The organism is Xanthomonas sp. DAR 34887 (genome assembly GCF_041245805.1).
Lineage (GTDB): Bacteria > Pseudomonadota > Gammaproteobacteria > Xanthomonadales > Xanthomonadaceae > Xanthomonas_A > Xanthomonas_A tesorieronis.
This window is the reverse complement of sequence record NZ_CP162490.1, coordinates 800971-826526: the sequence shown is the minus strand read 5'-3', so window position 1 is coordinate 826526 and position 25556 is coordinate 800971. Positions and strand designations below refer to the sequence as shown.

Below are 25556 nucleotides of genomic sequence, written 5' to 3'. Positions count from 1 at the left end.
CCGGGAGAACAGCCCGGAACCGTAGCATGCAGGGCCGCAGCCCTCCCCTGCCGAAGGTCAGGCCGCGCGACTGGTCCGCCAGGCCGGCGCCCGCCGGCGCCGTGCCTGCACCCGTGGCCGCACCCGCGCCCGGACCCGGCGCAACGCCCGCAGCGGCAACGGGAAGCGGTGCAGCGCCCACCACGCGCTCAGCGGCATGCCCAGCAGCCACAACGGCCGCCAGCCCAGCCATTCGCTGTAGCCGCGCGCCGCCGGCCATACCAGGACCAGGGCCAGGCCGGCGAGCAGCGCCTGTCGCACCAGGCGGCGCAGCGCGGGGTGCGGGGCATGGACGGGGCGGGACGAACGGGCGATCGGCATGGCGGCGACTCCGGAGCAGGGCTGAGGCGTGCAGCCTGCCGCGCGGCCATCTCAGTGGCTGCGACCCACTATTGACATCACTTTCGCCCGATACTGGGTAGCGTATCTCTTCAAGCCCCGGACCCTGCCCTATGCGCCTGCTTTCCCTGTTCGCCTCCGTGCTGCTGCTCGGCATGGCCGTTCCCCTGCCGGCGGCGCGGGCGAAATCCCCGGAGCAAGAACCCTCGCAGCAGCCGCCGATCGACCTGCAGCGCTTCATGGGCCGCTGGTACGTGATCGCGCACGTGCCGTATTTCGCCGAACGCGGGCATGTCGCCAGCAGCGACGAGTACACGCTCAAGGAAGACGGCAAGATCGCCGTGCGCTACCAGTACCGCGAAGGCTTCGACGAGCCGATCAAGGAGGTCACCTCGCGCGCCACGGTCAAGGACGACAGCGGCAACCGCCGCTGGACCACCTGGTTCTTCGCCGTGGTGCCGACCAAGTACCGCATCCTCGAAGTGGCGCCGGACTATTCCTGGGCGCTGATCGACTACCCCGGCCGCGACCTGGCCTGGGTGTTCTCGCGCTCGCCGGACATGGACTACAAGCAGTACCGCGAGCTGGTCGGCAAGCTGGACCACGATTACGGGATTAAGGTGGACAAGCTCAAGCGCGTGGCGCAGCGCCGCGACCAGGTCGGCAAGCTGGGCTTCGAAGTGCCGAGCAAGCCCTGAGGCGTGTCGCCGATCCCCGAATAGGTTGCACCGCCATCGCCTGCCGCTCAGCGAGGCGCCAGCCGGCCCCCGTATGATCGGGCCGGTCCGTCCCCCAGACAGGTGCACCGCTTGGCCAGCGTTCCTTCCGACCTCCCCTGCACTGCGCCGCACGCCCCCGCCGCGGAGCCCACGCGCGGCCAGGTGTTCGCGCAGCATTGTCCTTCGCGCGCCGTCCTCAGCCATGTGACCAGCCGCTGGGGCGTGCTGGTGCTGGTCGCGCTGCGCAAGGGCACGCATCGGTTCGGCGACCTGCGCCGCAAGCTCGAAGGGGTCAGCGAGAAGATGCTGTCGCAGACCCTGCAGGCGCTGGAAGCCGATGGCCTGGTGCAGCGCACCGCCTATCCGGTGGTCCCGCCGCACGTGGAATACGCGCTGACCGCGCTGGGCGAAGACGCGGCCACGCATGTGCAGGCGCTGGTGGACTGGATCGAGAACAACATCGGCGCGATCCTGAGCAGCGGCAACCCGCCGCCGGACGCCCTGTAGGAGCGGCTTCAGCCGCGACAGGCGATGTCGGCCATCGATAATGCCTGTCGCGGCTGAAGCCGCTCCTACAACGGCAGCAGCACGCCCGATGCGAACGCCTCAGTCGTCGCTATAGTTGCTCAGCGCCAGCGACAGCAGCGCCTTGGCCTGTTCGCGCAGCGAGCGCGGCTCGACGATTTCCGCGTCCGAGCCGTAGTGCAGCACGTCCATCAGCAGCTCGCGCGAGACGCTGTACGGCACCTTCAGTTCGTAGCGGCCGTCGGCCAGGAACCGCCCCTGCTGCTTGGAATGCCAGTGCTCGTCGGCGACCCAGCGCGCGGCCTTGGGGCTGAACACGATCGTCGCCCAGCCCTTGGGCGCGCCGGAGAAGATCCCGTAGCTGGCCGCCAGCTGCGAGTCCAGCTCCGCGTCGGCCATGTCCTGCGCCGGCTGGTCGAGCAGCCGCGCCTGGTTGATGCGGTCCACCGCGAAGCTGCGCACCGCGTCGCGGCCGTGGTCCCAGGCGTCCAGGTACCAGTTGTCGCGGTAGTGGGTGATGCGCTGCGGCGACACCGTGCGCTTGGTCGATTCGTCGGTGGAGCGCGCACGGTAGTCGAACGACAGCCGCTTGCGCTCCAGCACCGCCGAGGCGACGGTGCGGAAACTGGCCTCGTCGAGCTTGCGGCCGCGATGCGGGATCACCCGCACCCGCTCCACCGGCCAGTGGGTGGCCCCGGCCTGCGCCGCCAGCAGGCTCTCGATGCGCTGCTGCAGCGGCGCCAGCACCGAGGACAGCACCCCCCCGCCGGTCCGCGCCAGCAATTGCTGCGAGGCCAGCAGCGCGTGCAGTTCCTCGGAACTGAGCCACAACCCGGGCAGTTCGAAGCGGTCGCTCTCGCCGGACTCGTAGCGGAACCCGGCCTCGCCGTCGCCCTCGACCGGGGCCATCAGCGCATCGCGCAGGAACGCCAGGTCGCGATAGACGGTGGCGCGGGAGCAGCTCAATTCGTCCTGCAGCCGCGCCACCGTCACCGGATAGCGGGCGGACTTGAGCAGCCGGTGCAGTGCGTTGATGCGTTCGTAGCGGTCCATGGTCCCGATTATGTCCGAAGTGCGTGGCGGAAGAACGCATTGCGGCCGGCCGCGCGCCCGAACCGCGGCGACACGACCGAACCGGCGATGAAGCCGGGGTCCGGTGGCGGCCGGGGCGTCATGTAGATCCGGTATGATGAAATCGTTTCCATTTCGTTAGCCGAAGGCTGCGTCCTCAACCGGAGAGTAAAGCCATGCCCCGCTGCGCCACCGTAGTATCCGCCATCACCTCGTTGCTGCTGTGCACCTCCACGGCCCTGGCCGCCGATGTGCCCACCCCGCCGGCGGAACCGGGCAGTTCACCGTGGAGCGGCTCCGGCGAGCTGGGACTGTCCTCCTCGCGCGGCAACAGTTCCAACGAAAGCTTCAATGGCCGGCTCAAGGGCCAGTACCTGGACGGCGACTGGATCCACAGCATCGATCTGTTCGCCTTGCGCGCCAGCGCCGAGTACACCAACACCAACGACGACGGCACCACCGAACGCGTGCGCCAGACGACGTCCAACCGCTACACCGGCAGCGCCGGCAGCGCGCTGCAGCTCGGCGAGCACCGCCAGCTGACCGCCTCGCTGCGCTACGAGCGCGACGATTTCGCCACCTACGACCGCCTGGCCACGATCGGCATCGGCTACGGCACGCGGATCATGGATGGCGACCACAGGAGCCTCGACGTGCAGATCGGTCCCGGCGTGCGCCGCGCCCACGACGTGGAAGAAGACCGCACCGAGACCGGGCTGATCGGCCGCGGCCTGGTCGACTTCAAGTACGGCCTGACCGAGAACACCGAACTGGCCAATACCCTGCTGGTCGAATCCGGCTCCTACAACACCTTCGCGCAGAACGACCTGGGCATCTCGGTCAGCATGAACTCGCGGCTGGCGCTGAAGGCCGGCTGGCAGGCGCGCCACAACAGCGATGTCAGCGACGACAAGAAGAAGACCGATACCTTGGCGACGATGAACGTGGTCTATAAGTTCAAGTGAGGCCGGGATTCGGGAGTCGGGATTGGGGATTCGCAAAAGCCGGGCGGCGCGGCGATCGGGCCGATGCGTGGTCTTCCAGCCGCTAGGACTTCGGGTGTTTCAGCTGACGGAGCTTCTGTAGGAGCGGCTTCAGCCGCGACAGGCACTATCTGTCTCTTTAGGCCTGTCGCAGCTGAAGCCGCTCCTACAGGGTGGCTGCCGGATTTGGCCGGCCTGCGTTCACGGCAGCACGGCGTCCAGCAGTTCGCGTGCGCCGGCGCCTAGCAGCGCCTCGGCCACCGCCTCGCCCAGCGCCTGCGGGTCCTGGGCGCTGCGCTGCAGGTCGGCGCGCACCAGGCGCCCGTCGGCGACGCCGCCGACCATGCCCTGCAGCAGCAGGTCTTCGCCCCGCCAGTGCGCGAACGCGGCCACCGGCACGTGGCAACTGCCGTGCAGCGCGCGGTTCATCGCCCGCTCGGCCTCCACGCAGCTGCGCGTGGCCGCGTCGTCGATCGCGGCGAACAGGCCCAGTGCGGCCGCGTCGTCGCCACGGCATTCCACCGCGATGGCGCCCTGCGCCGGCGCCGGCAGCCAGTCCGGCGGCTGCAGGCGCTGGGTGATGCGCGCCTCCAGGCCCAGCCGCTGCAAGCCGGCGCAGGCCAGTACGATGCCGTCGTAGCCGCCGTTGTCGAGCTTGGCCAGGCGCGTGTTGACGTTGCCGCGCAGGTCCAGCAACTGCAGGTCCGGGCGCCGCGCGCGCAGTTGCGCCTGCCGGCGCAGCGACGAGGTGCCCACGCGCGCGCCCAGCGGCAGCGCGTCCAGCGACGCGTAGAGGTTGGAGATCAGCGCGTCGGCCGGATCGGCGCGGGCCAGGATCGCCGGCAACGCGAACGGCGGGTCCAGTTCCATCGGCACGTCCTTCAGCGAATGCACCGCGCAGTCGGCCTCGCCGCGCAGCATCGCCAGCTCCAGCTCCTTCAGGAACAGGCCCTTGCCGCCGATCGCCGCCAGCGAGCGGTCCAGCACCTCGTCGCCGCGGGTGCTCATCGGCACCAGCACCACGTCCAGCTGCGGGTGCGCCTGGCGCAGGCGTTCGGCGACATGTTCGCTCTGCCACAGGGCGAGCGGACTCTTGCGGGTAGCGATGCGCAGGATCTTCATCCGCCCATTATCGCGGAAAGCGCCGCCGTCCATCTCGGCGCTTCCCGATCCGGCTTTCCACCGCCGAACGGCGGGTCATCCCCCAGCCCGAATCCCGGCCCCTCAACGTTGCCGGATCTCCTGCCGCAGCTGCGCCACGCAGCGCCGGCTCACTTCCAGCGGCTGCTTGCCATGGCGCAGCACCGCATGCACCTGGCCCTCGCCCAGGCGCCGCAGCTCGACCAGTTCGTGGCGCGCGACCAGGCAATTGCGATGGATGCGCACGAAGCGCTCGGCGAACTCCTCTTCCAGGGACTTCAGCGACTCCTCGATCAGGTCCTCGCCGCGCGCGTGATGCACCACCACGTACTTTTCCTCGGCCTGCAGATAGTGGATGTCGTCGACCGGGATCAGCCGAAGGCTGCCGCGCAGCCGCGCGCACAGATGGCTGCGGCGCTGCGCCGACGGCATCGCCGCAGCGCCGCCGCGGCCGGCCATGAAGGTGCGCGCGCGCTCCAGTGCCGCCGCCAGCCGCTCGGCGCGCACCGGTTTCATCAGGTAGTCGATCGCCGCGGCCTCGAACGCGGACAGCGCGTGCGCATCGTAGGCGGTGCAGAACACCACCGCCGGGCGCGGCTCGAAGCTGGCCAGGTGGCGCGCGGTCTCCAACCCGTCGACGCCGGGCATGGCGATATCCAGCAACACCAGATCCGGGCGCAACTCGGCGCAGGCGCGCAGCGTTTCCAGGCCATTGCCTGCCTCGGCCACCACCTCGACGCCGGCATGCTCGTCCAGCAGTGCGCGCAAGCGCTCGCGTGCCAGGGGTTCGTCGTCGGCGATCACCACCTTCACGTACGTCACCTCAGTGGGCTGGAGCGCGGTCTCGCCGCATAGTAGCCCCGCTGCCGGCGGGCCGTCATCCGCGCCGCAGCGCCTGTGTGGCCGGACTGGCGCACGGCCCGGCACCGCGGCCTCGCCTCAGCCGGCGGCGAAGCGCGCGCTCATCCAGGCGCGCAGATCGGCGATTTCCTCGGCGCAAACCTGGTGCGCCATCGGATAGCGCTGCCACTGCACCGGCATGCCCAGCGCCTGCAGCACCTGCGCGGTCTGCTCGGCATAGGGCTGCGGAATCACCGGGTCGCCCTGGCCGTGGGCCATGAACAGCGGCTGCGACAGCGCCGCCGGCGCATGCCAGCGGGCCACGTCGGCCACTTCCGGCAGATAGGTGGACAGCGCGATCAAGCCGGCCAGCGGCCGCTGGCGGCGCAGCCCCGTCGCCAGCGTGATCGCCCCGCCCTGCGAGAAACCGGCCAGCAGCAGGCGCTCGGCGGGCACCCCGCGGGTCTCTTCGCGCGCGATCAGTTCCTCGACCTGGGCGACCGAGGCGGCGACGCCGGCGCTGTCGGCGCGATTGGAGAAGTCCGGGCTGACGATGTCGTACCAGGCGCGCATGCGCACGCCGTTGTTGATCGTCACCGGGCGCACCGGCGCATGCGGAAACACGAAGCGCAACGCCGGCCAGCCCGGTTGCAGCAGTTCCGGCACCAGCGGCGCGAAGTCGTGGCCGTCGGCGCCGAGTCCGTGCAACCACAGGACGGTCCACGCCGGCGAAGCGGCAGTTTCGTGTTCCACTGTTTCCAGCATGCGTGCGGTCCCCATCGAGATGGGGCGCATTATGCCTGCCGCGTCCGCCGCCGGCTCAGCCGGCGGCGCGGCGGGCGGCGGCAGCGCGGCGCAATTCGCCCGCGCGCAGCAGGACTGCCGGCGGCTTCTGCTCTTCGGGAATGGCCAGGATGCGCAGCTGGCGCAGCCACAGCCCGGCCGCGCGCGAGGAACTCACCGCGACCACCGGAATCGCCAGCGCCATGCCGATCACCACCGGCGCCATCCACGCCGCCAGCGACGGCGACACCACGTAGGCCATTCCGCCCATCATCAGCCCGAACGCGCTGAGTCCGCCGTAGCTGCGTGCCAACGCCAGCCACGACAGGCGGCCGTCGTCGCGCTGCTGCGCGTCCCAGCCCGAGTCCTTGCCGGCCAGCACCTCGGCCACGCCGCGCGATTGCACGTACATCACCACCGGCGCCATCAGCGCCGCCAGCACGGTCTCCAGCAGCATGCTCAGCAGCGCGCGCAGGCCACCGCCGCAGCCGCGCCGCTCCTCGGGTTTCAGCAGCATGGCGAAATAGCCCAGCACCTTCGGCGCCAGCAACACGAACATGGTCACTGCGAACACCCAGAACACCCGGGTCGAGTCCTGCTGGTGCCAGTAACGCGCCGGCGAGAACGGCGACACCACCGTGGCGACCAGGTCGAAGCCGCCGCTCTGCAGCGGGATCGCGATGCCGATCAGCATCAGCAGGCCCCACATCGGCGCGGTGAAGTAATGGCCGATGCCGATCATCATGTGCATGCGGCTGATCCAGTGCAGGCCGCGCGCGAAGACCACCTTGGAATGCTGCAGGTTGCCCTGGCACCAGCGGCGGTCGCGCACCAGCAGGTCGGTCAGCGTCGGCGGGCCTTCCTCGTAGCTGCCCTGCAGGTACGGCACCATGTGCGTGGCCCAGCCGCCCCGGCGCATCAGCGCGGCCTCGACGAAATCGTGGCTGAGCACGTGCCCGCCGAACGGCTTGCGCCCGGGCAAGGCCGGCAGGCCGGCCTGTTCGGCGAAGGCCTGGGTGCGCATCACCGCGTTGTGGCCCCAGTAGTTGCTTTCCGAACCGTGCCACCAGGCCACGCCGTAGGCGATCACCGGACCGTACACGCGGCCGCCGAACTGCTGCATGCGCGCGAACAGGCTGTTGCCGTTGACCACTTCCGGCAGGGTCTGGATCAGGCCCACGTCGGGATTGTTTTCCATGCCCGCGACCAGGCGCACGATGGTCTCGCCGGTCATCAGGCTGTCCGCGTCCAGGATCAGCATCTGCGGATAGGCGCCGCCGAAACGGCGCACCCAGTCGGCGATGTTGCCGGCCTTGCGCTCGGCGTTGTCGGCGCGGCGCCGGTAGTAGATGCGGCCCTGGCCGCCGGTGCGTTCGACCAGCTCGGCGTAGACCTGCTCTTCCTCGGCACCGACCGCGGCGCGCGTGGTATCGCTGAGGATGAAGAAATCGAAGTGCGCGATCTGCCCGGTGGCCTCGACCGATTCGTAGATCGCCTGCAGTCCGGCCATCAACCGGTGCGGATCCTCGTTGTAGGTGGGCATCAGCAAGGCGGTGCGGCTACGCACCAGCGGCAGCGGCGCGTCCGGATCGATGCCGAGCTTGCGCCCGCCGCCGAACACCAGGGTCACGAATCCGGCCAGCGCGCTGACGAACGAGAACGCGATCCACGCGAACAGCGGAACGAACAGGACCATCAGGCAGGCTTCGAGCACGCTGACGCCGCCGATCAGCAGTACCTTGCCGATCAGCACGCTGGCGTAGGCGGTCATCAGTGCGGTCGTGCCGAACACGTACAGGCGCCGCCAGAACATGCCCGGCGGGGTGCTGGGCAGGCGCCTGTTGCGCAATTTGCCCTGGCGCAGCGATTGCACCGGCATCGGCAGGGGCGCCTCGGGCGGCAGCACCGCGTGGCCGGCATCGAGCGCAACGGAATCGGGCAGGGTCGGTGTGGGGGCGACCATGCTCATGCGTTCCGCAGGCCTCGTCGGACAGCGCCGCGACGCGGCGCCGCGTCCGCGCGAGCGCGCGACGCGGCGGATGCTGGCGCCACTACTGGCGCCATCTTGCTGTGATTGCCACTCGTACCCACGTTCTCTCCTGTCGGCGGGCAAAATACGGCCGCCACTGTAAACCTTAAATAGTAAGCTTTCGCGAAGATGGCCAAGCGCGAGGGGCCGCTGCCGCCGGCGGTTTCGTTCAGCCATCCGGCAGCGATACGCGTTTCACCGCACGCACAAATCCCGCTCACCGGCGTTTCACCGCGCGCGCAGAACATGGGTGGCGGTCCGCAGGAGGCAATGCAGATGCGTCCACCATTCCAGACAGCGGTGCCGGCCGCCTGGCCGCGCAGCGGTCGCGGCGCCATGCCGGTGCAGTCGCGACCGCCGCGGCCAGGCGCCGCGCCATGCCCGCACAGGAGGCCCACATGAACCCGATGGACCTGATCGGCTGGGCGGCGACCCTGCTGCTGGTGGCGACGCTGCTGCGGCAGATCCACACGCAGTGGCGCGCGCCCGACCTGCAGGCGGTGTCGGCCTGGCTGTTCGCCGGCCAGATCGGCGCCTCGGTGCTGTTCGTCGTCTACAGCCTGGCGCTGCGCAACTACGTGTTCGTGACCACCAATACGCTGGTCCTGCTGACTGCCGTGGCCGGGCAACTGCTGCAGACGCTGAAGCGGCGGCGCCTGCAGCGCGAGCAGGCGCCATGAACCGGCCGGCCCTGCTGATCGTGGACATGATCAGCCGCTTCGATTTCCCAGACGGCGCGCGGCTGGCCAGGGCGGCGCTGCCGGTGGCCGGGCGCATCGCGGCGCTGCGCGCGCGATTCCATCGCCGCGACTGGCCGGTGCTGTTCGCCAACGACAACTTCGCCGACTGGCAGACCGATTTCGAAGGCTTGTGGCGGCTGTGCGCCGATCCGGCGCAACGCGGCGCGCGGATCGCCGAACTGCTGGCGCCGCAGCCGCAGGACTATTACGTGCTCAAGCCCAAGCACTCGGCGTTCCTGGACTCGGCGCTGCAGACCTTGCTGGCGCAGTTGCGCGTCACCCGTCTGGTGGTCACCGGCGTGGCGACCGACGCCTGCCTGCTGGCAACGGCGATCGATGCGCGGATGCGCGATTTCCAGGTGCAGGTACCGCCATCGTGTTGCGCCACCTTCGGCGCGGCGCGGCAGCAGCGCGCATTGCGGCTGCTGCACGAGGCGTTCGCGGTCAGCCTGAGCGAGCGCCTGCCGGCGCGCTGAGCCGCTGGCTCAGGCCGCCGCCGGCACCGCCGCGTCGCCCTCGTCCTCACCCTCGCCTGGCGGCGGCTGGGCGACGTACGGAAACGCCAGGGTGATGGTGGTGCCGCGCCCCAGTTCGGAATCCACATCGACGAACCCGCCGGCCTGGCGCACCAGGCCATAGACCTGGGCCAGGCCCAGGCCGGTGCCCTTGCCCTCGGGCTTGGTGGTGAAATAGGCCTCGAACAGCCGCGACTTGGTGTCCTCGGACATGCCCTCGCCCTGGTCGCTGACCGACAGAGTCACATAGCGGCCCGGCTGGCGCATCGCCGCAGCCTGCCCCGGCGGCACCTGCAGGCTGCCGCAGCGGATCGATACCACGTCGCCGGATTGGCAGGCGTCGCGTGCGTTCAGGGCCAGGTTCAGCACCGCCTGCTCGACCGAGCTGCGGTCGGCATAGGTGGTGGCGCCCCCGGCCAAGCTGGTCAACTGCAACTTCATCTCGCCGCCCAACGCCTGCGCCAGCAGCGGCTGCATGTGCGCGACCACCTCGCACAGGTCCAGCCACTGCGGCTTGACCGGGTGCGCGCGGGCGAAGCCGAGCAGGCGCCGGGTCATGCGCGCGCCGTGTTGCAGCGCTTCGCCGGCGATGCCGAGCAGCTTGCGCTGGTCCGGCTGCAGGCGCTGCGGATGCTCGGCAACCATGCTCACCGAGGTCATCGCGGTCTGCAGCATGTTGTTGAAGTCGTGGACGATGCCGGCCAGCATCTGCCCGATCGCCTCGCCTTTCTGGGCCTGGGTCATGGCCCGCTCGGCGACGCGCTGCGCGGCCAGGGCGATGTCCAACTGCCCGCGCAGCTCCACGTGTTCGGCCTGCCACCGCCGGCCCAGCGCGGCCGCATCGGTCGACGGCGGAGCGGCGTCGCCGGGGGGCGGCAGATCGCCGAGCGTGCGCAGGGCCGCCTCGACCTGGCGATGCTGGGTGACGTCGCGGCTGATCACCAGCACGCTTTCCACTTGCGCATCGGCGTTGGTCAGCGGGCTGGCCAGCACATGCCACCAGCGCGGCCGGCCATCGAAGGTTTCGCGCTGCGCCCAGAATTCGTATTGCTCGTTGCGCAAGGCGGCGTCGAACGCCGCTTCCGCCAGCGGCCGCATCTCCTCCGGCCACAGTTCCTGCCACACGCGACCGACGACATGCCTGGGTTCGGCCGCGCCGAGCAGGCTCAGGCCGTGCGTGTTGATCGATCGCACGACACCGTCGCGGCCGATCTCCTTGATGCAGTCGTGCGAGAGTTCGACGATCTGCCGATAGCGGGCGTGGGTGGACAAGCTGCGTCTCGCGATGAGTGATTCGAGGATATCGGCATCAACCCAGCGTCACCAGCGCTTCACCGCTGAATCGTGAAGCTGCCACCACTGGAAACGAGGCGGTATCCGTATTATGCGTGACACGTGCGCTTTCACCACCATTCTTTTGGTGGAGGACGACCAGACGATCCGCGAACTGGCCCGAATGATGCTCGACGCCGACGGCTTCCGCGTGTTTGCCGCCGGCACCGCCCGGGAGGCGCTGGCCCTGCTCGGGCAGCACCCCGACGTGGACCTGATCTTCAGCGACGTGCAGATGCCCGGCTGCGATGGCGTGACCATGGTCCGAGAGCTGCGCCGGCGTGCCGTCACGATCCCGGCCTTGCTCACGTCCGGCATGGAAAATCCAGATAGCGCAACGCTGCCGCTGCGTACCGGCTTTCTGCCCAAACCCTATAGTCATGCCGGCCTGCTGGCCGCGCTGGAACGCCTGCAGGCCGCGGCGTAAGCACCGGGCAACGCAGCCAGGCGCATCGCTTCCACACGCAACGCGCGCTGCGGCAGGCCGCGGCTCAACCGAACACCAATTTTCCGTACTGCACCGAACGGATCGCCGCCAGGCGCGTGGCGACGAAATGCTCGCCGGCGCGGACATCGCCGAAATACACGCCGTCGAACGCGTGCCGTCCCAACAACGCGCCAGCGCTGTCGGAGATGCGGATCTGCGGCAACAGCATGCCGTCGTCCGCCGCAGCTAGGACAGCGTCCAGCACGAAACCGTCCAGCTCGCGTCGCATGCGTTGTGCGGATTGATCCATGGCGGCATTGCAGCACAGGTCCGATGAAGACAGCACAACCTTCGCGCTCACGGGATCGGGCGCGGGAGACGACCACGTCGGAAACGAAGCTAAACGATTCATGGGTGGCTACTGCGTCGCGCTGCCTGGGTTTCGGCCAAATCACTATGCGGTAACGACACGGGCGCAATGTAGACAAGGCAATCGTTTCACGCCCCTTTTATCGGTCCGTTCGTACATTAGTGAAAAGGCGCCGATGCGCCGTTCAGTTTCACCCCTTTTGTTTTTATAGTTTCACGTCGCGTGCCCGCTGCGGACACGCGACGGCAGTCGTTTTTCCGTGTGCCCGTCTTCCCCCTCCCCGACGGAATCGCCATGTCGCCTCCACCGCCCGCCGATCTGCCCGATAGACAACGCGACACCCACCCGGTCCTGCACGCGCCCCGCCGCCGCCACCGCGATGCGCGCGGACGCTTCATCCGCAACGCCGAAGTCACCGTCAAGCTGCAGCCGGCACCGCGCCGCGCCAGCCTGTTCGTGACCTCGGAAATGGCCGATTTCATCAAGGCCGGCGGCCTGGGCGACGTCGCCGCGGCGCTGCCGCGCGCGCTGCGCGGCAGCTGCGACATCCGCGTGCTGATCCCCGGCTACCCCGCGGTGCTGCGCAAGACCGGTCCGCTGGAGATCGTCGGCCACATCGCCGCGCATGCCGGATTGCCGGCCTGCGCGCTGGGCCGCGCGGAACGCCCGGACGGCCTGTGCGTGTACGTGTTGCTGTGCCCGCAGCTGTTCGAACGGCAGGGCTCGCCCTACGTGTCCAGCGAAGGCCGCGACTGGGAAGACAACGCGCTGCGCTTCGCCACGCTGTCGCACGCCGCCGCGCAGATCGCCGGCGGCCGCGCCGGGCTGGACTGGAATCCGGACCTGCTGCATCTCAACGACTGGCCGTGCGCGCTGGCCGCCGCCTACGTGCGCTGGTCCGGCGGGCGCACGCCGTGCCTGCTGACCATCCACAACCTCGCCTACCAGGGCCTGTTCCCGTACGCGATGGCGGGTGCGCTGGGCATCCCGAACGAGGGCCTGCAGGACCTGGAGTTCTACGGGCAGATGTCGTTCCTGCGCGCCGGCATCGTCCACGCCGACCACGTCAATACGGTCAGCGTCAGCTACGCCGCGCAGATCACCGGACCGGCGCAGGGCTGTGGCCTGGACACGCTGCTGGCCCGGCATGCCGCCAGCGGCCGCCTCAGCGGCATCGTCAACGGCATCGACGCCAGCTGGGACCCGCGGACCGACGATCACCTGCATGCCCATTTCGGCATCGACCAGGTGCAGGGCAAGCGCGAGAACGCGGCCCAGGTGCGCCGCGCGTTCGGCCTGATCGACAGCGACGGCCCCCTGTTCGCGGTGGTGTCGCGGCTGGTGCACCAGAAAGGCCTGGACATGATCTGCGAGGTGGCGCCGCAGATCGTCGCCGCCGGCGGCCAGATCGTGGTGATCGGCGGCGGCGAGCCGCAGATCGAGCAGGCGGTGGCGGCGCTGGCGCGGCGCTTCCCCGGCCATGTCGGCGCGCACATCGGATTCGAGGAGCGCCTGGCGCGGCGCATGTTCGCCGGCTCGGACTTCCTGCTGATGCCGTCGCGCTTCGAACCCTGCGGGCTGAGCCAGATGTACGCGCAGCGGTTCGGCAGCCTGCCGATCGCGCACGCCACCGGCGGCCTGATCGACACCGTGGACGACGGCGTGACCGGCTTCCTGTTCGACGAGCCGTCCGCCGACGGCCTGCGCCGCTGCCTGCAGCGGGTGTTCCGCACCTTCCGCCGGCCCGGCCTGCTGCAGGCGATGCGCCGTGCGGCGATGCTGCGGCCCAGCGGCTGGGACCTGGCCGGGCGCAAGTACATGGCCCTGTACGACCGCACTGCCCCGCTGTCGCCGGCGGTGGCATGAGCGAACGGGAACAGGCGCCGGACCCAAGCCCGGTGTGGGACGCGCCGCTGGAAGCGGCGAACGACGAGCGCGAACGCCTCGCCCTGCAGGCACTGGCGCGCGGCGACGCGGTGGACGCGTTCGCCTGGCTGGGTCCGCACAGCGACGGCAATGGCGTGGTCCGGGTACGCGCGCTGGTGCCGGGCGCCGACGCGCTGGGCCTGCTCGACGGCAACGGCAAACTGGTGGCGCGGATGCGCGCGCACCCGGACGCCGAGGGCGTGTTCGAAGGCGAACTGAAGACTGGCACCGCCTATCGGCTGCGCATCGTGTGGCCGGACGCGGTGCAGGAACTCGACGACCCCTACGCCTTCGGCCCGGTGCTGGACGAGGCCTGGCTGCAGGGCATGGCCGAAGGCGACGGCGCCGCGCTGCGCACCGCGTTGGGCGCGCACCACAGCCGTGTCGGCACGGTCGACGGGGTGCGCTTCGCGGTGTGGGCGCCGCATGCGCGGCGGGTCGCGCTGGTCGGCGACTTCAACGGCTGGGACGGCCGCCGCCATCCGCTGCGCCTGCATCGCCAGGCCGGTGTCTGGGAACTGTTCGTGCCGGGACTGCGCGGCGGCGAGCACTACCAATACGAGATCCTCGACGCCGACGGCACGCCGCTGCCGCGCAAGGCCGACCCGGTCGCTCGCCACAGCACGCGCGCGCCGGACACCGCGTCGGTGGTGCCGAGCGCCACCGACTTCGCCTGGCACGACTCGGCCTGGCTGGCGCAGCGCGAAACGCGCGCCGGCGCCGCGCAGCCGATGAGCATCTACGAGCTGCACGCCGGCTCCTGGCGCCACGACGCGCACGGCCAGCCGCTGCAGTGGGATGCGCTGGCCGCGCAGCTGATCCCGTACGTGCGGGAGCTGGGCTTCACCCATATCGAACTGCTGCCGATCACCGAATATCCGTTCGGCGGCTCCTGGGGCTACCAGCCGCTGGGCCTGTACACGCCGACCGCGCGGCATGGCGACGCGGACGGTTTCGCGCGCTTCGTCGACGCCTGCCACCAGGCCGGGATCGGCGTGATCCTGGATTGGGTCGGCGCGCACTTTCCCGACGACGCGCACGGCCTGCAGCGCTTCGACGGCACCGCGCTGTACGAACACGCCGATCCGCGCGAAGGCGTGCACCGCGAGTGGAACACGCTGATCTACAACTACGGCCGCGCCGAAGTGGTCGCCTACCTGATCGGCAGTGCGCTGGAGTGGATCGAGCGCTTCCACGTCGACGGCCTGCGCGTGGATGCGGTGGCGGCGATGCTGTACCGCGATTACGGCCGCAACGAGGGCGAATGGGTCCCCAACGCCCAGGGCGGGCGCGAGAACCTGGAAGCGATCGCCTTCCTGCGCCGGCTCAACGCGGAGATCGCGCAACGTTTCCCCGGGGTGCGGGTGATCGCCGAGGAATCCACCGCCTGGCCGGGCGTGACCGCCCCGCCGGAGCAGGGCGGGCTGGGCTTCAGCCACAAGTGGAACATGGGCTGGATGCACGACACGCTGAGCTACATGCGGCGCGACCCGATCCACCGCCAGCACCACCACAGCGAGATGAGCTTCGGCCTGGTGTACGCGTTCTCCGAGCAGTTCGTGCTGCCGCTGTCGCACGACGAAGTGGTGCACGGCAAGGGGTCGCTGCTGGCGAAGATGCCCGGCGACACCTGGCAGCGCTTCGCCAACCTGCGCGCCTATCTGGCCTTCATGTGGGCGCACCCGGGACGCAAGCTGCTGTTCATGGGCGGCGAGTTCGGGCAGTGGCAGGAATGGGACCACGACCGCGCGCTGGACTGGGCGCAGGCGCAGCGCCCGGAGCACCGCGGCGTGGCGCGGCTGGTCGGCGATCTCAACCGCCAGCTGCGCGCGCTGCCGGCGCTGTACCGCAGCGACCGCGTGGCGGAAGGCTTCGAATGGAGCGTGGCCGACGACCACCGCAACAGCGTGTTCGCCTTCGTGCGCCACGACCGCGCCGGCGGCGCGCCGCCGCTGCTGGCGGTGAGCAACTTCACCCCGAACGTGCACCACGACTACCGTCTGGGCGTCCCGCGCGGCGGGCTGTGGCGCGAAATCCTCAACACCGACAGCGGCCATTACGGCGGCTCCAACCAGGGCAACGGCGGCGCCTTGCGCAGCATCGCGCAGCCGATGCACGGGCACGCGCAATCGCTGGCGCTGACCCTGCCGCCACTGTCCACCCTCTGGTTGCAAGCGGAGCATTGACGTGAATATCGCAACGAACGCGACGCCAACCGGCGACGCGGCAACCGCTTCGTCCGCCGCGCTGCGTCAGGGCGCCTGGCCCATGGCCGATGGCACGGTCGCCTTCGTGTTGTGGGCGCCGGATGCCGCCAGCGTCGAGCTGGTGTTCGACGACGGCAGCCGGCAGCCGCTGGCCGCGGCCGCGGACGGCTATTTCGCCGCCACCCTCGCCTGCGCCGCCGGCACCCGCTACCGCTACGCGATCGACGGCGGCGAACCGGTGCCCGATCCGGCCTCGCGCTGGCAGCCCGACGGCGTGCACGGCGCCAGCGCGGTGCTGGCCAGCGATGGCTATCGCTGGCAGCACGACGCCTGGCGCGGCCGGCCGTGGGCGGAAACGGTGTTCTACGAACTGCACGTGGGCGCCTGCGGCGGCTACGCCGGGCTGCGCGCGCAGTTGCGCACGCTGGCGGCGCTGGGCGTCACCGCGATCGAACTGATGCCGCTGGCGGCGTTCCCCGGCCGCCACAACTGGGGCTACGACGGCGTACTGCCGTACGCGCCGGCCGCGGCCTACGGCCATCCCGACGAACTGAAGGCGCTGATCGACGAGGCCCACGGCCTGGGCCTGAGCGTGTTCCTGGACGTGGTCTACAACCACTTCGGCCCGGACGGCAATTACCTCGGCCAGTACGCTTCGACGTTCTTCCGCGAGGACGCGCCGACCCCGTGGGGCGCGGCGATCGACTTCCGGCTGGCGCCGGTGCAGCGTTACTTCATCGACAACGCGCTGATGTGGCTGCACGAATACCGCTTCGACGGCCTGCGCCTGGACGCGGTGCACGCGATCGTGCCGAACGCGTTCCTGGACACCCTGCGCGAGGCGATCGCGGCCAGCGTGCCGGATGGTCGCCATGTGCACCTGGTGCTGGAAAACGAGGCCAACCAGGCCGGTGTGCTGGAGCGCGGCTACAGCGCGCAGTGGGACGATGACTTCCACAACAGCCTGCATGTGCTGCTCACCGGCGAACACGAGGGCTACTACGCCGGCTTCGCCGATGCGCCGGCGCAGCACCTGGCGCGGGTGCTGGGCGAAGGCTTCGCCTACCAGGGCCAGGCCGACCACCGCGGGCATGCGCGCGGCGAACCCAGCGGCCATCTGCCGCCGCACAAGTTCGTGATCTTCGCGCAGAACCACGACCAGATCGGCAACCGCGCGCGCGGCGACCGGCTGATCACGCAGGTGTCCGAGCCGGCGCTGCGCGCGGCGCTGGCGTTGACCGCGCTGACCCCGATGATCCCGCTGTTCTTCATGGGCGAGCCGTGGGGCAGCCGCACCCCGTTCCTGTTCTTCACCGACTTCGCGCCGCCGCTGGACGAGGCGGTGCGCGAAGGCCGGCGCCGCGAGTTCGCGCATTTCGCCGCGTTCGCCGATCCCGAACAGCGCGCGACCATTCCCGACCCGAACGCGCCGAGCACGTTCCAGGCGTCCATCGCCGACATCAGCGATGCCACCCATGGCGACGGCGCGCGCTGGCGCGACTGGTTCGTGGCGCTGATGGCGCTGCGCCGCCAGCACCTGGCGCCGGCGCTGATGCAGGCACGCGCGTTAGGCGCGCGCACGCTGGGACCAAAGGCGGTGGCCGCGGGCTGGAGCCTGGGCATCGGCGAGTGGCACGTGGCCGCGAATTTCGGCGATGCGCCGGTGGCGCTGGATCTGCCCGGCGAGACGGTGCATGCCGAGAACCCCGGCGACGATCCGGCGCTGCTGCCGCCGAATGCCTTCGTCGCCCGCTACCGACCCGGTTCCGCCACGTGAGCGCGGGCTGTCGCGACGCCATCGCGACAGCGCTTCCGGCAAGCTGCCCATTCCGTTCGTTGCCCGCGACCGTGCGCCTGCCTGACGGGTGCGCCGCGCGCGCGACAACGGCTGTGCATCCCTTCTTTCCCCTTGCCGCGGCCCCGACTCGCCCATGACCGATAGCTCCCTGCACACCTTGGCGTCCGCCGCCGGCCTGCTGGTCGACTGGATCGACGCCTCCGATACGCCGCGTACGGTCGGCACCGACACGCTGCGCAGCGTGCTTGGCGCGCTTGGCCTGGACGCGCACGACGACGCCGCCTGCCGCGACAGCCTGCGCCGGCTGCAGGCCAGCGGCGGCAGCGCCGCGCCGCTGCTGACCGCCGACGTCGGCACGCCGATCGACGCGGGCGGCACGCCGGACGCGGCGTACCGGCTCGAGCACGAGGACGGCAGCCGCCACGATGGCCGCTTCGACGCGCAGGGCCGCGTCGCCGCGGTCGATCGCCACGGCTACTGGACCCTGCAGCACGGCGACCGCAGCACCACGCTGGCGGTGGCGCCGCCGCGTTGCTACGGCGTGGCCGACGCGGTCGGCGAGGACGCGCCACGGCGCTGGGGCCTGTCGCTGCAGGTGTATTCGGCGCAAGGCCCGCACGACGCCGGCATCGGCGATGCCGATGGCGTGGCCAGCTGGGCCGAGCGCATCGCGCGTGCCGGCGGCGATGCGATCGCCCTGAGCCCGGTGCATGCGGCGCGGCCGATCGGCACGCACTACAGCCCGTATTCGCCGGGCGACCGCCGTTTCCTGGATCCGTTGCAGGCCGCCCCGGCGCGCGTGCTCGGCACCGCCGCGGCGCAGCGCGCCATGCAGGCGGCCGGGCTGGAACAGGCCTTCGCCGACGCGCGGACGCGCGCGCTGATCGACTGGCCGGCCTCGGCGGCGACCAAGTGGCAGTGGCTGCGTCAGCTGCATGCCGATTTCGCCCAGGCCGACCCCGCGCTGCACGCGGATTTCGCCGCATTCCAGCACGAGCGCGGCAGCGCGCTGCGCGACTACGCCGCGTTCGCCGCGCGCGACTTCGGCGATGCCGATCCGGCCCTGCACAGCTTCGCGCAGTGGCTGGCCACGCGCAGTTGGGCCGCCGTGCAGCGGCAGGCGCGCGATGCCGGCATGGGCATCGGCCTGATCGCCGACCTGGCGGTGGGCTTCGATTCCGGCGGCGCCGAGGCCGCGGCCTGGCCGCAGGCGGTGCTGGCCGGGCTGGAACTGGGCGCGCCACCGGATGCATTCAACGGCGACGGTCAGGCCTGGGGCATCGGCGGCTATTCGCCGACCGGGCTGCGCGCCAGCGGCTTCGCGCCCTTCATCGATCTGCTGCGTGCGGTGATGCGCGACCGCGGCGGCGTGCGCATCGACCACATCCTCGGCCTGCTGCGGCTGTGGACGATTCCGCGCGGCGCCAGTTCGGCCGACGGCGTGTACCTGCGGTACCCGCTGCACGACCTGCTGCGCCTGCTGGCGCTGGAATCGTGGCGGCACCGCGCGATCGTGATCGGCGAAGATCTGGGCGTGGTGCCGGACGGCATCCGCGCCGAACTGTCGCAGCGCGGAGTGATGGGCATCGACGTGCTGCTGTTCACCCGCGACGCCAAGGGCGCGTTCCTGCCGCCGGCGCAGTGGCGCGGCGACGCGATCGCCACCACCACCACCCACGACCTGCCGACGCTGCGCGGCTGGCGCCGCGGCGAGGACATCGACTGGCGCCGCCGCCTGCAGCTGTCCGATGCCGCGCAGCAGCGCGCCGACCACCAGACCCGCAGCGCCGACGTGGCGCACATGGACGCCGCGGTCGCCGCAGCGCTGCCGCAGGCGCACGACCCGGAACTGGACGCGCTGCGCTTCGTCGCCGCCACGCCCTCGCCGCTGGCGCTGCTGCCGGCCGAGGACGCGCTGGGCCTGGACCAGCAACCCAATCTGCCCGGCACCGTCGATGGCCACCCGAACTGGCGCCGGCGCTTGCCGGCGGCGGACGCGGTGGCCGCCGCCACGCCGCTCGACACCCGCCTGGAGGCGTTCGCGCACGCGCGTCGCACCGCCTCCCCCGCGCAAGGAACCGACGCATGAGCTTCACCCCGCTGCGCGCCACCGCGCGCCTGCAATTGCACGCCGGATTCACCCTGCTCGACGCCGCCGCGCAGGTGCCCTACTACGCCGGCCTGGGCATCAGCCACCTGTACCTGTCGCCGATCGGCAGCGCCGTGCCCGGCTCCACCCACGGCTACGACGTCACCGATCCGCGCCAGGTCAATCCCGAACTCGGCGGCGAGCCGGCGCTGCTGCACCTGTCCGAGCGCGCGCGCGCGCACGGCATGGGCCTGATCCTGGACATCGTGCCCAACCACATGGCCGCCCACGCGGCCAATCCATGGTGGTGGGACGTGCTCAAGCATGGCCGGCGCAGCCGCCATGCCGGCTGGTTCGACATCGACTGGCGCGCGCCCGGGCGCGACGGCAAGCTGTGGCTGCCGGTGCTGGACCGCAACTATGCGCAGGCGCTGAGCGAAGGCGCGCTGCAGCTGCGCGTGGCCGAAGACGGCGAAGTGCAGCTGGAGCACCACGACCAACGCTTCCCGATCCGTCTGGAAGGCGCCGTGGCCCAGGATTCGCCGGCCGCGCGCCAGGCCTGGGCGGCGCGGCTCAACGACGCCGCCCGGCTGGGCGACGACGCCCTGCATCGGCTGATCGAGCGCCAGTGCTACCGGCTCGCCTGGTGGCGGGTCGGCAACGACATGCTCAACTACCGCCGCTTCTTCGACATCACCTCGTTGGCGGCGCTGCGCGTGGAGCAGAACGAGGTGTTCGCCGCGGTGCACGAACTGCCGCTGCGGCTGGTCGCCGAAGGCCACCTGGACGGCGTGCGCGTGGACCACGTCGATGGTCTGGCCGATCCCACCGGCTATGTGCAGCGGCTGCGCGCGCAGCTGGACCGCGCCGGGCGCCGCCGCGGCATCGCGGCCGGCGGCATCGCGCTGTACATCGAGAAAATCCTGGCGCCGCAGGAAACCCTGCGCAGCGACTGGCCATGCGATGGCAGCACCGGCTACGACTTCATGGACCAGGTCGCCGGCGTGCTGCACGATCCGGCCGGCGCCGCCCCGCTGACCGCGCTGTGGCGCCGCGAGACCGGCCGCAGCGGCGACTTCGGCCAGGAACAGCGCGCCGCGCGCGACGAGATCCTGCAGGGCTCGCTGCAGACCGAGTTCGTCCGCACCGTACAGGCGCTGGCCGCCGCCGCGCACCTGGATCCGCTCACCCGCGAGTTCAGCCCGCAGATGCTGGCGCACGGCCTGATGGCGCTGTTGCGGCACTTCGAGGTGTATCGCACCTACGCCGGTCCCGATGGCCTGGACGAAGCGGATGCGGCGCGCCTGGCGCAGGCCGCGCAGCGCGCGCGCGCCGGTGCCGAGCCGCGGGTGTGCGCGGCGATCGACGCGATCGAGCGCTGGAGCCGCGACGGCCGCGGCACCGGCAAGGCGCAGATCGCGCTGCGCCGCATCGTGCGCCGGCGCATCGAACAGCTGTCGGCACCGCTCAACGCCAAGTCGGTCGAGGACACCGCGTTCTACCGCCACGGCGTGCTGCTGTCGCGCAACGAGGTCGGCAGCGACCCGGACGTGTTCGCGTGGGCGCCGGAAGATTTCCACGCCGCCAACGCCGCGCGCGCGCAGCGCCACCCGCGTGCGCTGCTGGCCACCGCCACCCACGATCACAAGCGCGGCGAGGATGTGCGCATGCGCCTGGCCGCGCTCAGCGCGCAGGCGCCGTGGTGGGCCGAACAGGTCGCGCGCTTCCAGGCCTTGTCCGCCGACCTGCTGCCGGCCGGCAGCGCCATGCCGCTCCCCGGCGACGTGCAGATGCTGTGGCAGATGCTGGTCGCCGCCTGGCCGCTGGAACTGGCCAGCGACGACGACGCCGGCCTGGCCGACTACGCCGAGCGCATCGGCGCGTGGCAGCTGAAGGCCGCACGCGAGGCCAAGCTGCGCACCTACTGGACCTGGCCGGACGAGGCCTACGAACGCGGCGCGCGCGCACTGCTGGACGCCGCCCTGCTGGCGCCGGCCGGCGCGCCGCTGCGCGAGGCGCTGGCGCAGGCCGCGGCCGCGCTGGCCCCCGCCGGCGCGCTCAACAGCCTGGTGCAGACCACGCTGCGGCTGAGCGTGCCCGGCGTGCCCGACCTGTACCAGGGCAGCGAAGGCTGGGACCTGTCGCTGGTCGATCCGGACAACCGCCGCCCGGTGGACTACGCGCTGCGCCAGGCCTGGCTGCACGACGACACCGCACCGTCGGCGCTGCTGCGCGACTGGCACAGCGGCCACATCAAGGCCTGGTTGACCGCGCAGCTGTTGCAGCTGCGCGGCGCGCATCCGGCGCTGTTCGCGCATGGCGACTATCGCCCGCTGCAGGCGCAAGGTCCGCACGCGCAACACGTGCTCGGCTTCGCGCGCGAACACGCCGGCAAGACCCTGCTGGTGGTGGTGCCGCGCCTGGCCGCCGCGGCGCGGGCGCTCGATGCGGCGGCGCCGCTGCGTGCGCAGTTCGATTGGCATAACACCTTTCTGACGCTGCCCGCGGCACAGTACAGGGACGTGCTGAGCGGGCGCGACCTCGCGGCATCGGCCTCGATGCCGGTGGCGGACCTGCTCGCCGAGTTCCCGGTGGCCGTGTTGGTCGCCGTTCCCTGACATGCCGGTGGCCGTGCTGGCCACCTTCCCCTGACAAGACCGCCATGGACGCAGAAACACGCCAGCGCCGCATCGAACAACTCGCACACGAAATCTGGGAAGCCGAAGGCCGGCCCGACGGCCGCGCCGCCCGCCACTGGGCCATGGCCGAACGCCTGGTCGACGCCGAAGCCCGCGCCGATCCGCAAGACCACTCGCTTTCCCCGGCCAATAACGGCCCCGCCACGTCGTAAGGATTTCGCATGCCGCTTCGCAAGCTCGCCCGCCGCTCCCGCATCCGCGAAGGCCGTTCGTTTCCGCTCGGCGCCACCTGGGATGGCCTGGGCGTCAACTTCGCGCTGTACTCGAGCAACGCCACCAAGGTCGAGCTGTGCCTGTTCGACGAGCGCGGCCGCGAGGTCGAGCGCATCGTGCTGCCCGAATACACCGACGAGATCTGGCACGGCTACCTGCCCGACGCGCGCCCCGGCCAGCTCTACGGTTACCGCGTGTACGGCCCGTACGCGCCCGATGCCGGGCACCGCTTCAATCCCAACAAGCTGCTGCTCGACCCCTACGCCAAGCAATTGGTCGGCGAGTTGAAATGGGCGCCGGCGCTGTTCGGCTACACCATCGGCCACAAGGACGCGGACCTGAGTTTCGACCGTCGCGACAGCGCCGCCTACGTGCCCAAGTGCGCGGTGATCGATCCGGCCTTCACCTGGGGCAAGGACCAGCGCCTGCAGACGCCCTGGGACCGCACGGTGATCTACGAGACCCACGTGCGCGGCACCACCATGCGCCATCCGTCGGTGCCCGAGGCCTGGCGCGGCACCTTCTCCGGGCTGAAGGTGGACGAGGTGGTGGAGCACATCAAGCGGCTCGGCATGACCGCGGTGGAATTGCTGCCGGTGCACGCCTTCGTCGACGACGAATACCTGCTCAAGCAGGGCCTGCGCAACTACTGGGGCTACAACACCATCGGCTTCTTCGCGCCGCAACCGCGCTACATGGCCACGCGCACCGTGGCCGAGTTCAAGCAGATGGTGGCGCGCCTGCACCACGCCGGGCTGGAGGTGATCCTGGACGTGGTCTACAACCACACCGCCGAAGGCAACGAGCTGGGGCCGACGCTGTCGTTCAAGGGCATCGACAACGCCAGCTACTACCGCCTCGCCGAAAACCGCCGCTTCTATATCAACGACACCGGCACCGGCAACACCTTCGACCTGACCAATGCCGGCGCGCTGCGCATGGTCAACGACTCGCTGCGCTACTGGGTGTCGGAAATGCACGTGGACGGGTTCCGCTTCGACCTGGCCACCATCCTAGGCCGCGAGCACCACGGTTTCGATCCCAAGGGCGGCTTCCTCGACGCCTGTCGCCAGGACCCGCTGCTGAGCCAGGTCAAGCTGATCGCCGAGCCGTGGGACGTGGGCCCGGGCGGCTACCAGGTCGGCGGCTTCCCGCCGGGCTGGTCGGAATGGAACGACAAGTTCCGCGACAACGTGCGCGCGTTCTGGCGCGGGGACGAAGGCCAGCTGGCGGAACTGGCCACGCGCCTGACGGGCTCGGCCGACCTGTTCAACCACCGCGGCCGCCGCCCCACCGCCTCGGTCAACTTCGTCACCGCCCACGACGGCTTCACCCTGCACGACCTGGTCAGCTACGCGCACAAGCACAACGAGGCCAACGGCGAAGACAACCGCGACGGTTCGGACAACAACATCTCGGCCAACTACGGGGTCGAGGGCGAGAGCGACGACCCGGAGATCAACGCCCTGCGCCTGCGGCAGATGCGCAACATGCTGGCCACCCTGCTGCTGTCGCAGGGCACGCCGATGCTGCTGGCCGGCGACGAGTTCGGACGCAGCAAGGGCGGCAACAACAACACCTACTGCCAGGACAACGAGCTGACCTGGCTGAACTGGGAAAGCGGCGAGCGCGCGCAGCGCCTGACCGCGTTCGTGACGCGCCTGACCCATCTGCGCGCGCATTACCCGCTGCTGCACCGCGCACGCTTCTTCGACGGCGTCTACGATGAAGAACTGGGCATCAAGGACGTGACCTGGCTAGCGCCGGATGGCGAGGAGATGACCGAGGCGTCCTGGCACGATCCGCACGCACGCGCACTGATGATGCGCCTGGACGGCAAAGCGCCGTCCAGCGGCCTGCGCCAGGCGGCATCGAACGTGACCTTGCTGATGATCGTCAACGGCGCCACCGAGGACGTGACCTTCACCTTGCCGATGGTCGAAGGCGAGCACTGGCGCGTGCTGATCGACACCGCCGAACGCGACCACGAACGCGGCCTGCCCGGCGGCTCGCAATGGCATGGCATCTGCCGCTCGCTGACCCTGCTGGCGGCGGAGCGCGACGGCAAGGCCGCCGCCGCCCAGCACCAGAACGCGGCGCCGCCGCCGGCAACGGCGGCGTAAGCGTAGCGGTCGGCGGAGAGCGGCCCGGATCCAATGCCGGGCCGCTCTCCGCACAGACAAACCCACGCTTATGTAGGAGCGGCTTCAGCCGCGACTGTATCTGCAGCCAGCGACCAATCCGAGTGCGAGATGTCGCGACGCTCGAGGTCGCCGGCTTCAGGGCGTTATGCAACGCTGGGAGATTCCAACTTCTTTCGTCGCGGCTGAAGCCGCTCCTACAGGGAGCGCTGGCGAATGTTCGCTGTCGATGCCGCCGTTTGTGGGAGCGACTTCAGTCGCGACGGGCTTCAGCGGTAAATCCCGTCGCGACTGAAGGGCACCTCTAATAACTCCATTCCGGAAGCTGCACGCTGCGTGTGGCGATGGCGTGTTTCTTTTTTCTGTCGCGGCTGAAGCCGCTCCTACACATGCGCGCCGTGCTCCTGTAGGAGCGGCTTCAGCCGCGACAGGAAGACGAAGTGGCCGTGATGCCAAGGCGTCCATGAAAACCGCGGCCGCAACACCACCGTCTACCGCCAATGCGCCTTTGCCACTCCATGGCATCTCGAACGTCTCGATGCCGGAACCTGCAGGTTGGGCGTGCCGGCGTGTCGGCGTCTCGCAAGTGCATCGACATGCTTTTTGGGGGTATTAGAGGTCCCCTGAAGTC

Annotated in this window: 21 protein-coding genes; 13 read left to right on the top strand and 8 right to left on the bottom strand. The window is 70.5% G+C overall.

What is annotated here, in order from left to right:
• Positions 1-57 precede the first annotated feature (57 nt).
• The gene (locus tag AB3X08_RS03610; protein WP_369936287.1) at positions 58-360 is read right to left on the bottom strand and encodes a hypothetical protein; all 303 of its coding nucleotides are present in this window, start codon (positions 358-360) and stop codon (positions 58-60) included.
• A gap of 131 nt (positions 361-491) precedes the next feature.
• On the opposite strand from AB3X08_RS03610, the gene AB3X08_RS03605 reads away from it, so the two are divergent.
• Together AB3X08_RS03605 and AB3X08_RS03600 are read left to right on the top strand one after the other, a co-directional pair.
• On the top strand, positions 492-1076 hold the full coding sequence (locus AB3X08_RS03605; protein ID WP_369936285.1) for a lipocalin family protein: 585 nt from the start codon (positions 492-494) through the stop codon (positions 1074-1076).
• Between the two features lie 111 nt (positions 1077-1187).
• Positions 1188-1604 carry a winged helix-turn-helix transcriptional regulator gene (locus tag AB3X08_RS03600; RefSeq protein WP_369936283.1) on the top strand — a complete coding sequence of 139 codons (417 nt, stop codon included), beginning with the start codon at positions 1188-1190 and terminating at the stop codon, positions 1602-1604.
• A 99-nt stretch (positions 1605-1703) separates the two neighbouring features.
• Here AB3X08_RS03600 and AB3X08_RS03595 read toward each other — a convergent pair whose 3' ends face one another.
• Positions 1704-2675: a helix-turn-helix transcriptional regulator gene (locus AB3X08_RS03595; protein ID WP_369936281.1), complete on the bottom strand. Its 972-nt coding sequence runs from the start codon at positions 2673-2675 to the stop codon at positions 1704-1706.
• 194 nt (positions 2676-2869) lie between these two features.
• Here AB3X08_RS03595 and AB3X08_RS03590 point away from each other — a divergent pair, with 194 nt between their 5' ends.
• Positions 2870-3658 carry a DUF481 domain-containing protein gene (locus AB3X08_RS03590; protein ID WP_184412195.1) on the top strand — a complete coding sequence of 263 codons (789 nt, stop codon included), beginning with the start codon at positions 2870-2872 and terminating at the stop codon, positions 3656-3658.
• A 219-nt stretch (positions 3659-3877) separates the two neighbouring features.
• Here the strand turns inward: AB3X08_RS03590 and hemC are convergent, their stop codons facing one another.
• From hemC to mdoH, 4 genes are all read right to left on the bottom strand, one after another.
• The gene (hemC, locus tag AB3X08_RS03585; RefSeq protein WP_369936279.1) at positions 3878-4798 is read right to left on the bottom strand and encodes a hydroxymethylbilane synthase; all 921 of its coding nucleotides are present in this window, start codon (positions 4796-4798) and stop codon (positions 3878-3880) included.
• Positions 4799-4900: 102 nt separating this feature from the next.
• Positions 4901-5629: a LytR/AlgR family response regulator transcription factor gene (locus AB3X08_RS03580; RefSeq protein ID WP_369938404.1), complete on the bottom strand. Its 729-nt coding sequence runs from the start codon at positions 5627-5629 to the stop codon at positions 4901-4903.
• 126 nt (positions 5630-5755) lie between these two features.
• Positions 5756-6421: an alpha/beta hydrolase gene (locus AB3X08_RS03575; RefSeq protein WP_369936278.1), complete on the bottom strand. Its 666-nt coding sequence runs from the start codon at positions 6419-6421 to the stop codon at positions 5756-5758.
• Positions 6422-6476: 55 nt separating this feature from the next.
• Positions 6477-8408 carry a glucans biosynthesis glucosyltransferase MdoH gene (gene mdoH / locus AB3X08_RS03570; RefSeq protein ID WP_369936277.1) on the bottom strand — a complete coding sequence of 644 codons (1932 nt, stop codon included), beginning with the start codon at positions 8406-8408 and terminating at the stop codon, positions 6477-6479.
• Positions 8409-8866: 458 nt separating this feature from the next.
• Between mdoH and AB3X08_RS03565 the strand changes: the two genes are divergently transcribed.
• A complete protein-coding gene (locus tag AB3X08_RS03565; RefSeq protein ID WP_369936276.1) occupies positions 8867-9148 on the top strand; it encodes a hypothetical protein in 282 nt (93 codons plus the stop codon).
• Entirely contained in the window at positions 9145-9684 is a 540-nt protein-coding gene (locus AB3X08_RS03560; RefSeq protein ID WP_369936275.1) for a cysteine hydrolase family protein, read from the top strand. Before AB3X08_RS03565 ends, AB3X08_RS03560 begins: the two co-directional genes overlap by 4 nt.
• A gap of 9 nt (positions 9685-9693) precedes the next feature.
• Here AB3X08_RS03560 and AB3X08_RS03555 read toward each other — a convergent pair whose 3' ends face one another.
• Positions 9694-10995 (bottom strand): two-component system sensor histidine kinase NtrB, encoded by a 1302-nt coding sequence (locus AB3X08_RS03555; RefSeq protein ID WP_369936273.1) that lies wholly within the window; start codon positions 10993-10995, stop codon positions 9694-9696.
• A 112-nt stretch (positions 10996-11107) separates the two neighbouring features.
• Here AB3X08_RS03555 and AB3X08_RS03550 point away from each other — a divergent pair, with 112 nt between their 5' ends.
• On the top strand, positions 11108-11482 hold the full coding sequence (locus AB3X08_RS03550; protein WP_369936272.1) for a response regulator: 375 nt from the start codon (positions 11108-11110) through the stop codon (positions 11480-11482).
• Between the two features lie 64 nt (positions 11483-11546).
• Here the strand turns inward: AB3X08_RS03550 and AB3X08_RS03545 are convergent, their stop codons facing one another.
• Positions 11547-11894, bottom strand: coding sequence for a hypothetical protein (locus AB3X08_RS03545; protein WP_369936270.1), 348 nt, complete (start codon positions 11892-11894; stop codon positions 11547-11549).
• A 252-nt stretch (positions 11895-12146) separates the two neighbouring features.
• Here AB3X08_RS03545 and glgA point away from each other — a divergent pair, with 252 nt between their 5' ends.
• The 7 genes from glgA to glgX all read left to right on the top strand — a co-directional run bounded on the left by glgA (position 12147) and on the right by glgX (position 24907).
• Positions 12147-13718: a glycogen synthase GlgA gene (gene glgA, locus AB3X08_RS03540; protein ID WP_369936269.1), complete on the top strand. Its 1572-nt coding sequence runs from the start codon at positions 12147-12149 to the stop codon at positions 13716-13718.
• A complete protein-coding gene (locus tag AB3X08_RS03535) occupies positions 13715-15964 on the top strand; it encodes a 1,4-alpha-glucan branching enzyme (RefSeq protein WP_369936267.1) in 2250 nt (749 codons plus the stop codon). The genes glgA and AB3X08_RS03535 overlap by 4 nt, the downstream gene beginning before the upstream one ends.
• Positions 15965-16046: 82 nt before the next feature.
• Positions 16047-17762, top strand: coding sequence for a malto-oligosyltrehalose trehalohydrolase (treZ, locus tag AB3X08_RS03530; RefSeq protein ID WP_369938403.1), 1716 nt, complete (start codon positions 16047-16049; stop codon positions 17760-17762).
• Positions 17763-17916: 154 nt separating this feature from the next.
• Positions 17917-19872, top strand: coding sequence for a 4-alpha-glucanotransferase (gene malQ, locus AB3X08_RS03525; protein ID WP_369936266.1), 1956 nt, complete (start codon positions 17917-17919; stop codon positions 19870-19872).
• Entirely contained in the window at positions 19869-22490 is a 2622-nt protein-coding gene (treY, locus tag AB3X08_RS03520; RefSeq protein WP_369936264.1) for a malto-oligosyltrehalose synthase, read from the top strand. The genes malQ and treY overlap by 4 nt, the downstream gene beginning before the upstream one ends.
• Before the next feature lie 44 nt (positions 22491-22534).
• Positions 22535-22723 carry a DUF2934 domain-containing protein gene (locus AB3X08_RS03515; protein WP_369936262.1) on the top strand — a complete coding sequence of 63 codons (189 nt, stop codon included), beginning with the start codon at positions 22535-22537 and terminating at the stop codon, positions 22721-22723.
• A 9-nt stretch (positions 22724-22732) separates the two neighbouring features.
• Positions 22733-24907 (top strand): glycogen debranching protein GlgX, encoded by a 2175-nt coding sequence (gene glgX / locus AB3X08_RS03510; RefSeq protein ID WP_369936261.1) that lies wholly within the window; start codon positions 22733-22735, stop codon positions 24905-24907.
• Positions 24908-25556: the final 649 nt, after the last annotated feature.

Excerpts from the sequence above, each read along its gene's own strand:
- AB3X08_RS03610 (WP_369936287.1), bottom strand. The coding sequence starts at position 360 with ATGCCGATCGCCCGTTCGTCCCGCCCCGTCCATGCCCCGCACCCCGCG.
- AB3X08_RS03605 (WP_369936285.1), top strand. The coding sequence starts at position 492 with ATGCGCCTGCTTTCCCTGTTCGCCTCCGTGCTGCTGCTCGGCATGGCC.
- AB3X08_RS03595 (WP_369936281.1), bottom strand. The coding sequence starts at position 2,675 with ATGGACCGCTACGAACGCATCAACGCACTGCACCGGCTGCTCAAGTCC.
- AB3X08_RS03590 (WP_184412195.1), top strand. The coding sequence starts at position 2,870 with ATGCCCCGCTGCGCCACCGTAGTATCCGCCATCACCTCGTTGCTGCTG.
- hemC (WP_369936279.1), bottom strand. The coding sequence starts at position 4,798 with ATGAAGATCCTGCGCATCGCTACCCGCAAGAGTCCGCTCGCCCTGTGG.
- AB3X08_RS03575 (WP_369936278.1), bottom strand. The coding sequence starts at position 6,421 with ATGCTGGAAACAGTGGAACACGAAACTGCCGCTTCGCCGGCGTGGACC.
- mdoH (WP_369936277.1), bottom strand. The coding sequence starts at position 8,408 with ATGAGCATGGTCGCCCCCACACCGACCCTGCCCGATTCCGTTGCGCTC.
- AB3X08_RS03565 (WP_369936276.1), top strand. The coding sequence starts at position 8,867 with ATGAACCCGATGGACCTGATCGGCTGGGCGGCGACCCTGCTGCTGGTG.
- AB3X08_RS03560 (WP_369936275.1), top strand. The coding sequence starts at position 9,145 with ATGAACCGGCCGGCCCTGCTGATCGTGGACATGATCAGCCGCTTCGAT.
- AB3X08_RS03550 (WP_369936272.1), top strand. The coding sequence starts at position 11,108 with ATGCGTGACACGTGCGCTTTCACCACCATTCTTTTGGTGGAGGACGAC.
- AB3X08_RS03545 (WP_369936270.1), bottom strand. The coding sequence starts at position 11,894 with ATGAATCGTTTAGCTTCGTTTCCGACGTGGTCGTCTCCCGCGCCCGAT.
- glgA (WP_369936269.1), top strand. The coding sequence starts at position 12,147 with ATGTCGCCTCCACCGCCCGCCGATCTGCCCGATAGACAACGCGACACC.
- AB3X08_RS03535 (WP_369936267.1), top strand. The coding sequence starts at position 13,715 with ATGAGCGAACGGGAACAGGCGCCGGACCCAAGCCCGGTGTGGGACGCG.
- treZ (WP_369938403.1), top strand. The coding sequence starts at position 16,047 with ATGGCCGATGGCACGGTCGCCTTCGTGTTGTGGGCGCCGGATGCCGCC.
- malQ (WP_369936266.1), top strand. The coding sequence starts at position 17,917 with ATGACCGATAGCTCCCTGCACACCTTGGCGTCCGCCGCCGGCCTGCTG.
- treY (WP_369936264.1), top strand. The coding sequence starts at position 19,869 with ATGAGCTTCACCCCGCTGCGCGCCACCGCGCGCCTGCAATTGCACGCC.
- AB3X08_RS03515 (WP_369936262.1), top strand. The coding sequence starts at position 22,535 with ATGGACGCAGAAACACGCCAGCGCCGCATCGAACAACTCGCACACGAA.
- glgX (WP_369936261.1), top strand. The coding sequence starts at position 22,733 with ATGCCGCTTCGCAAGCTCGCCCGCCGCTCCCGCATCCGCGAAGGCCGT.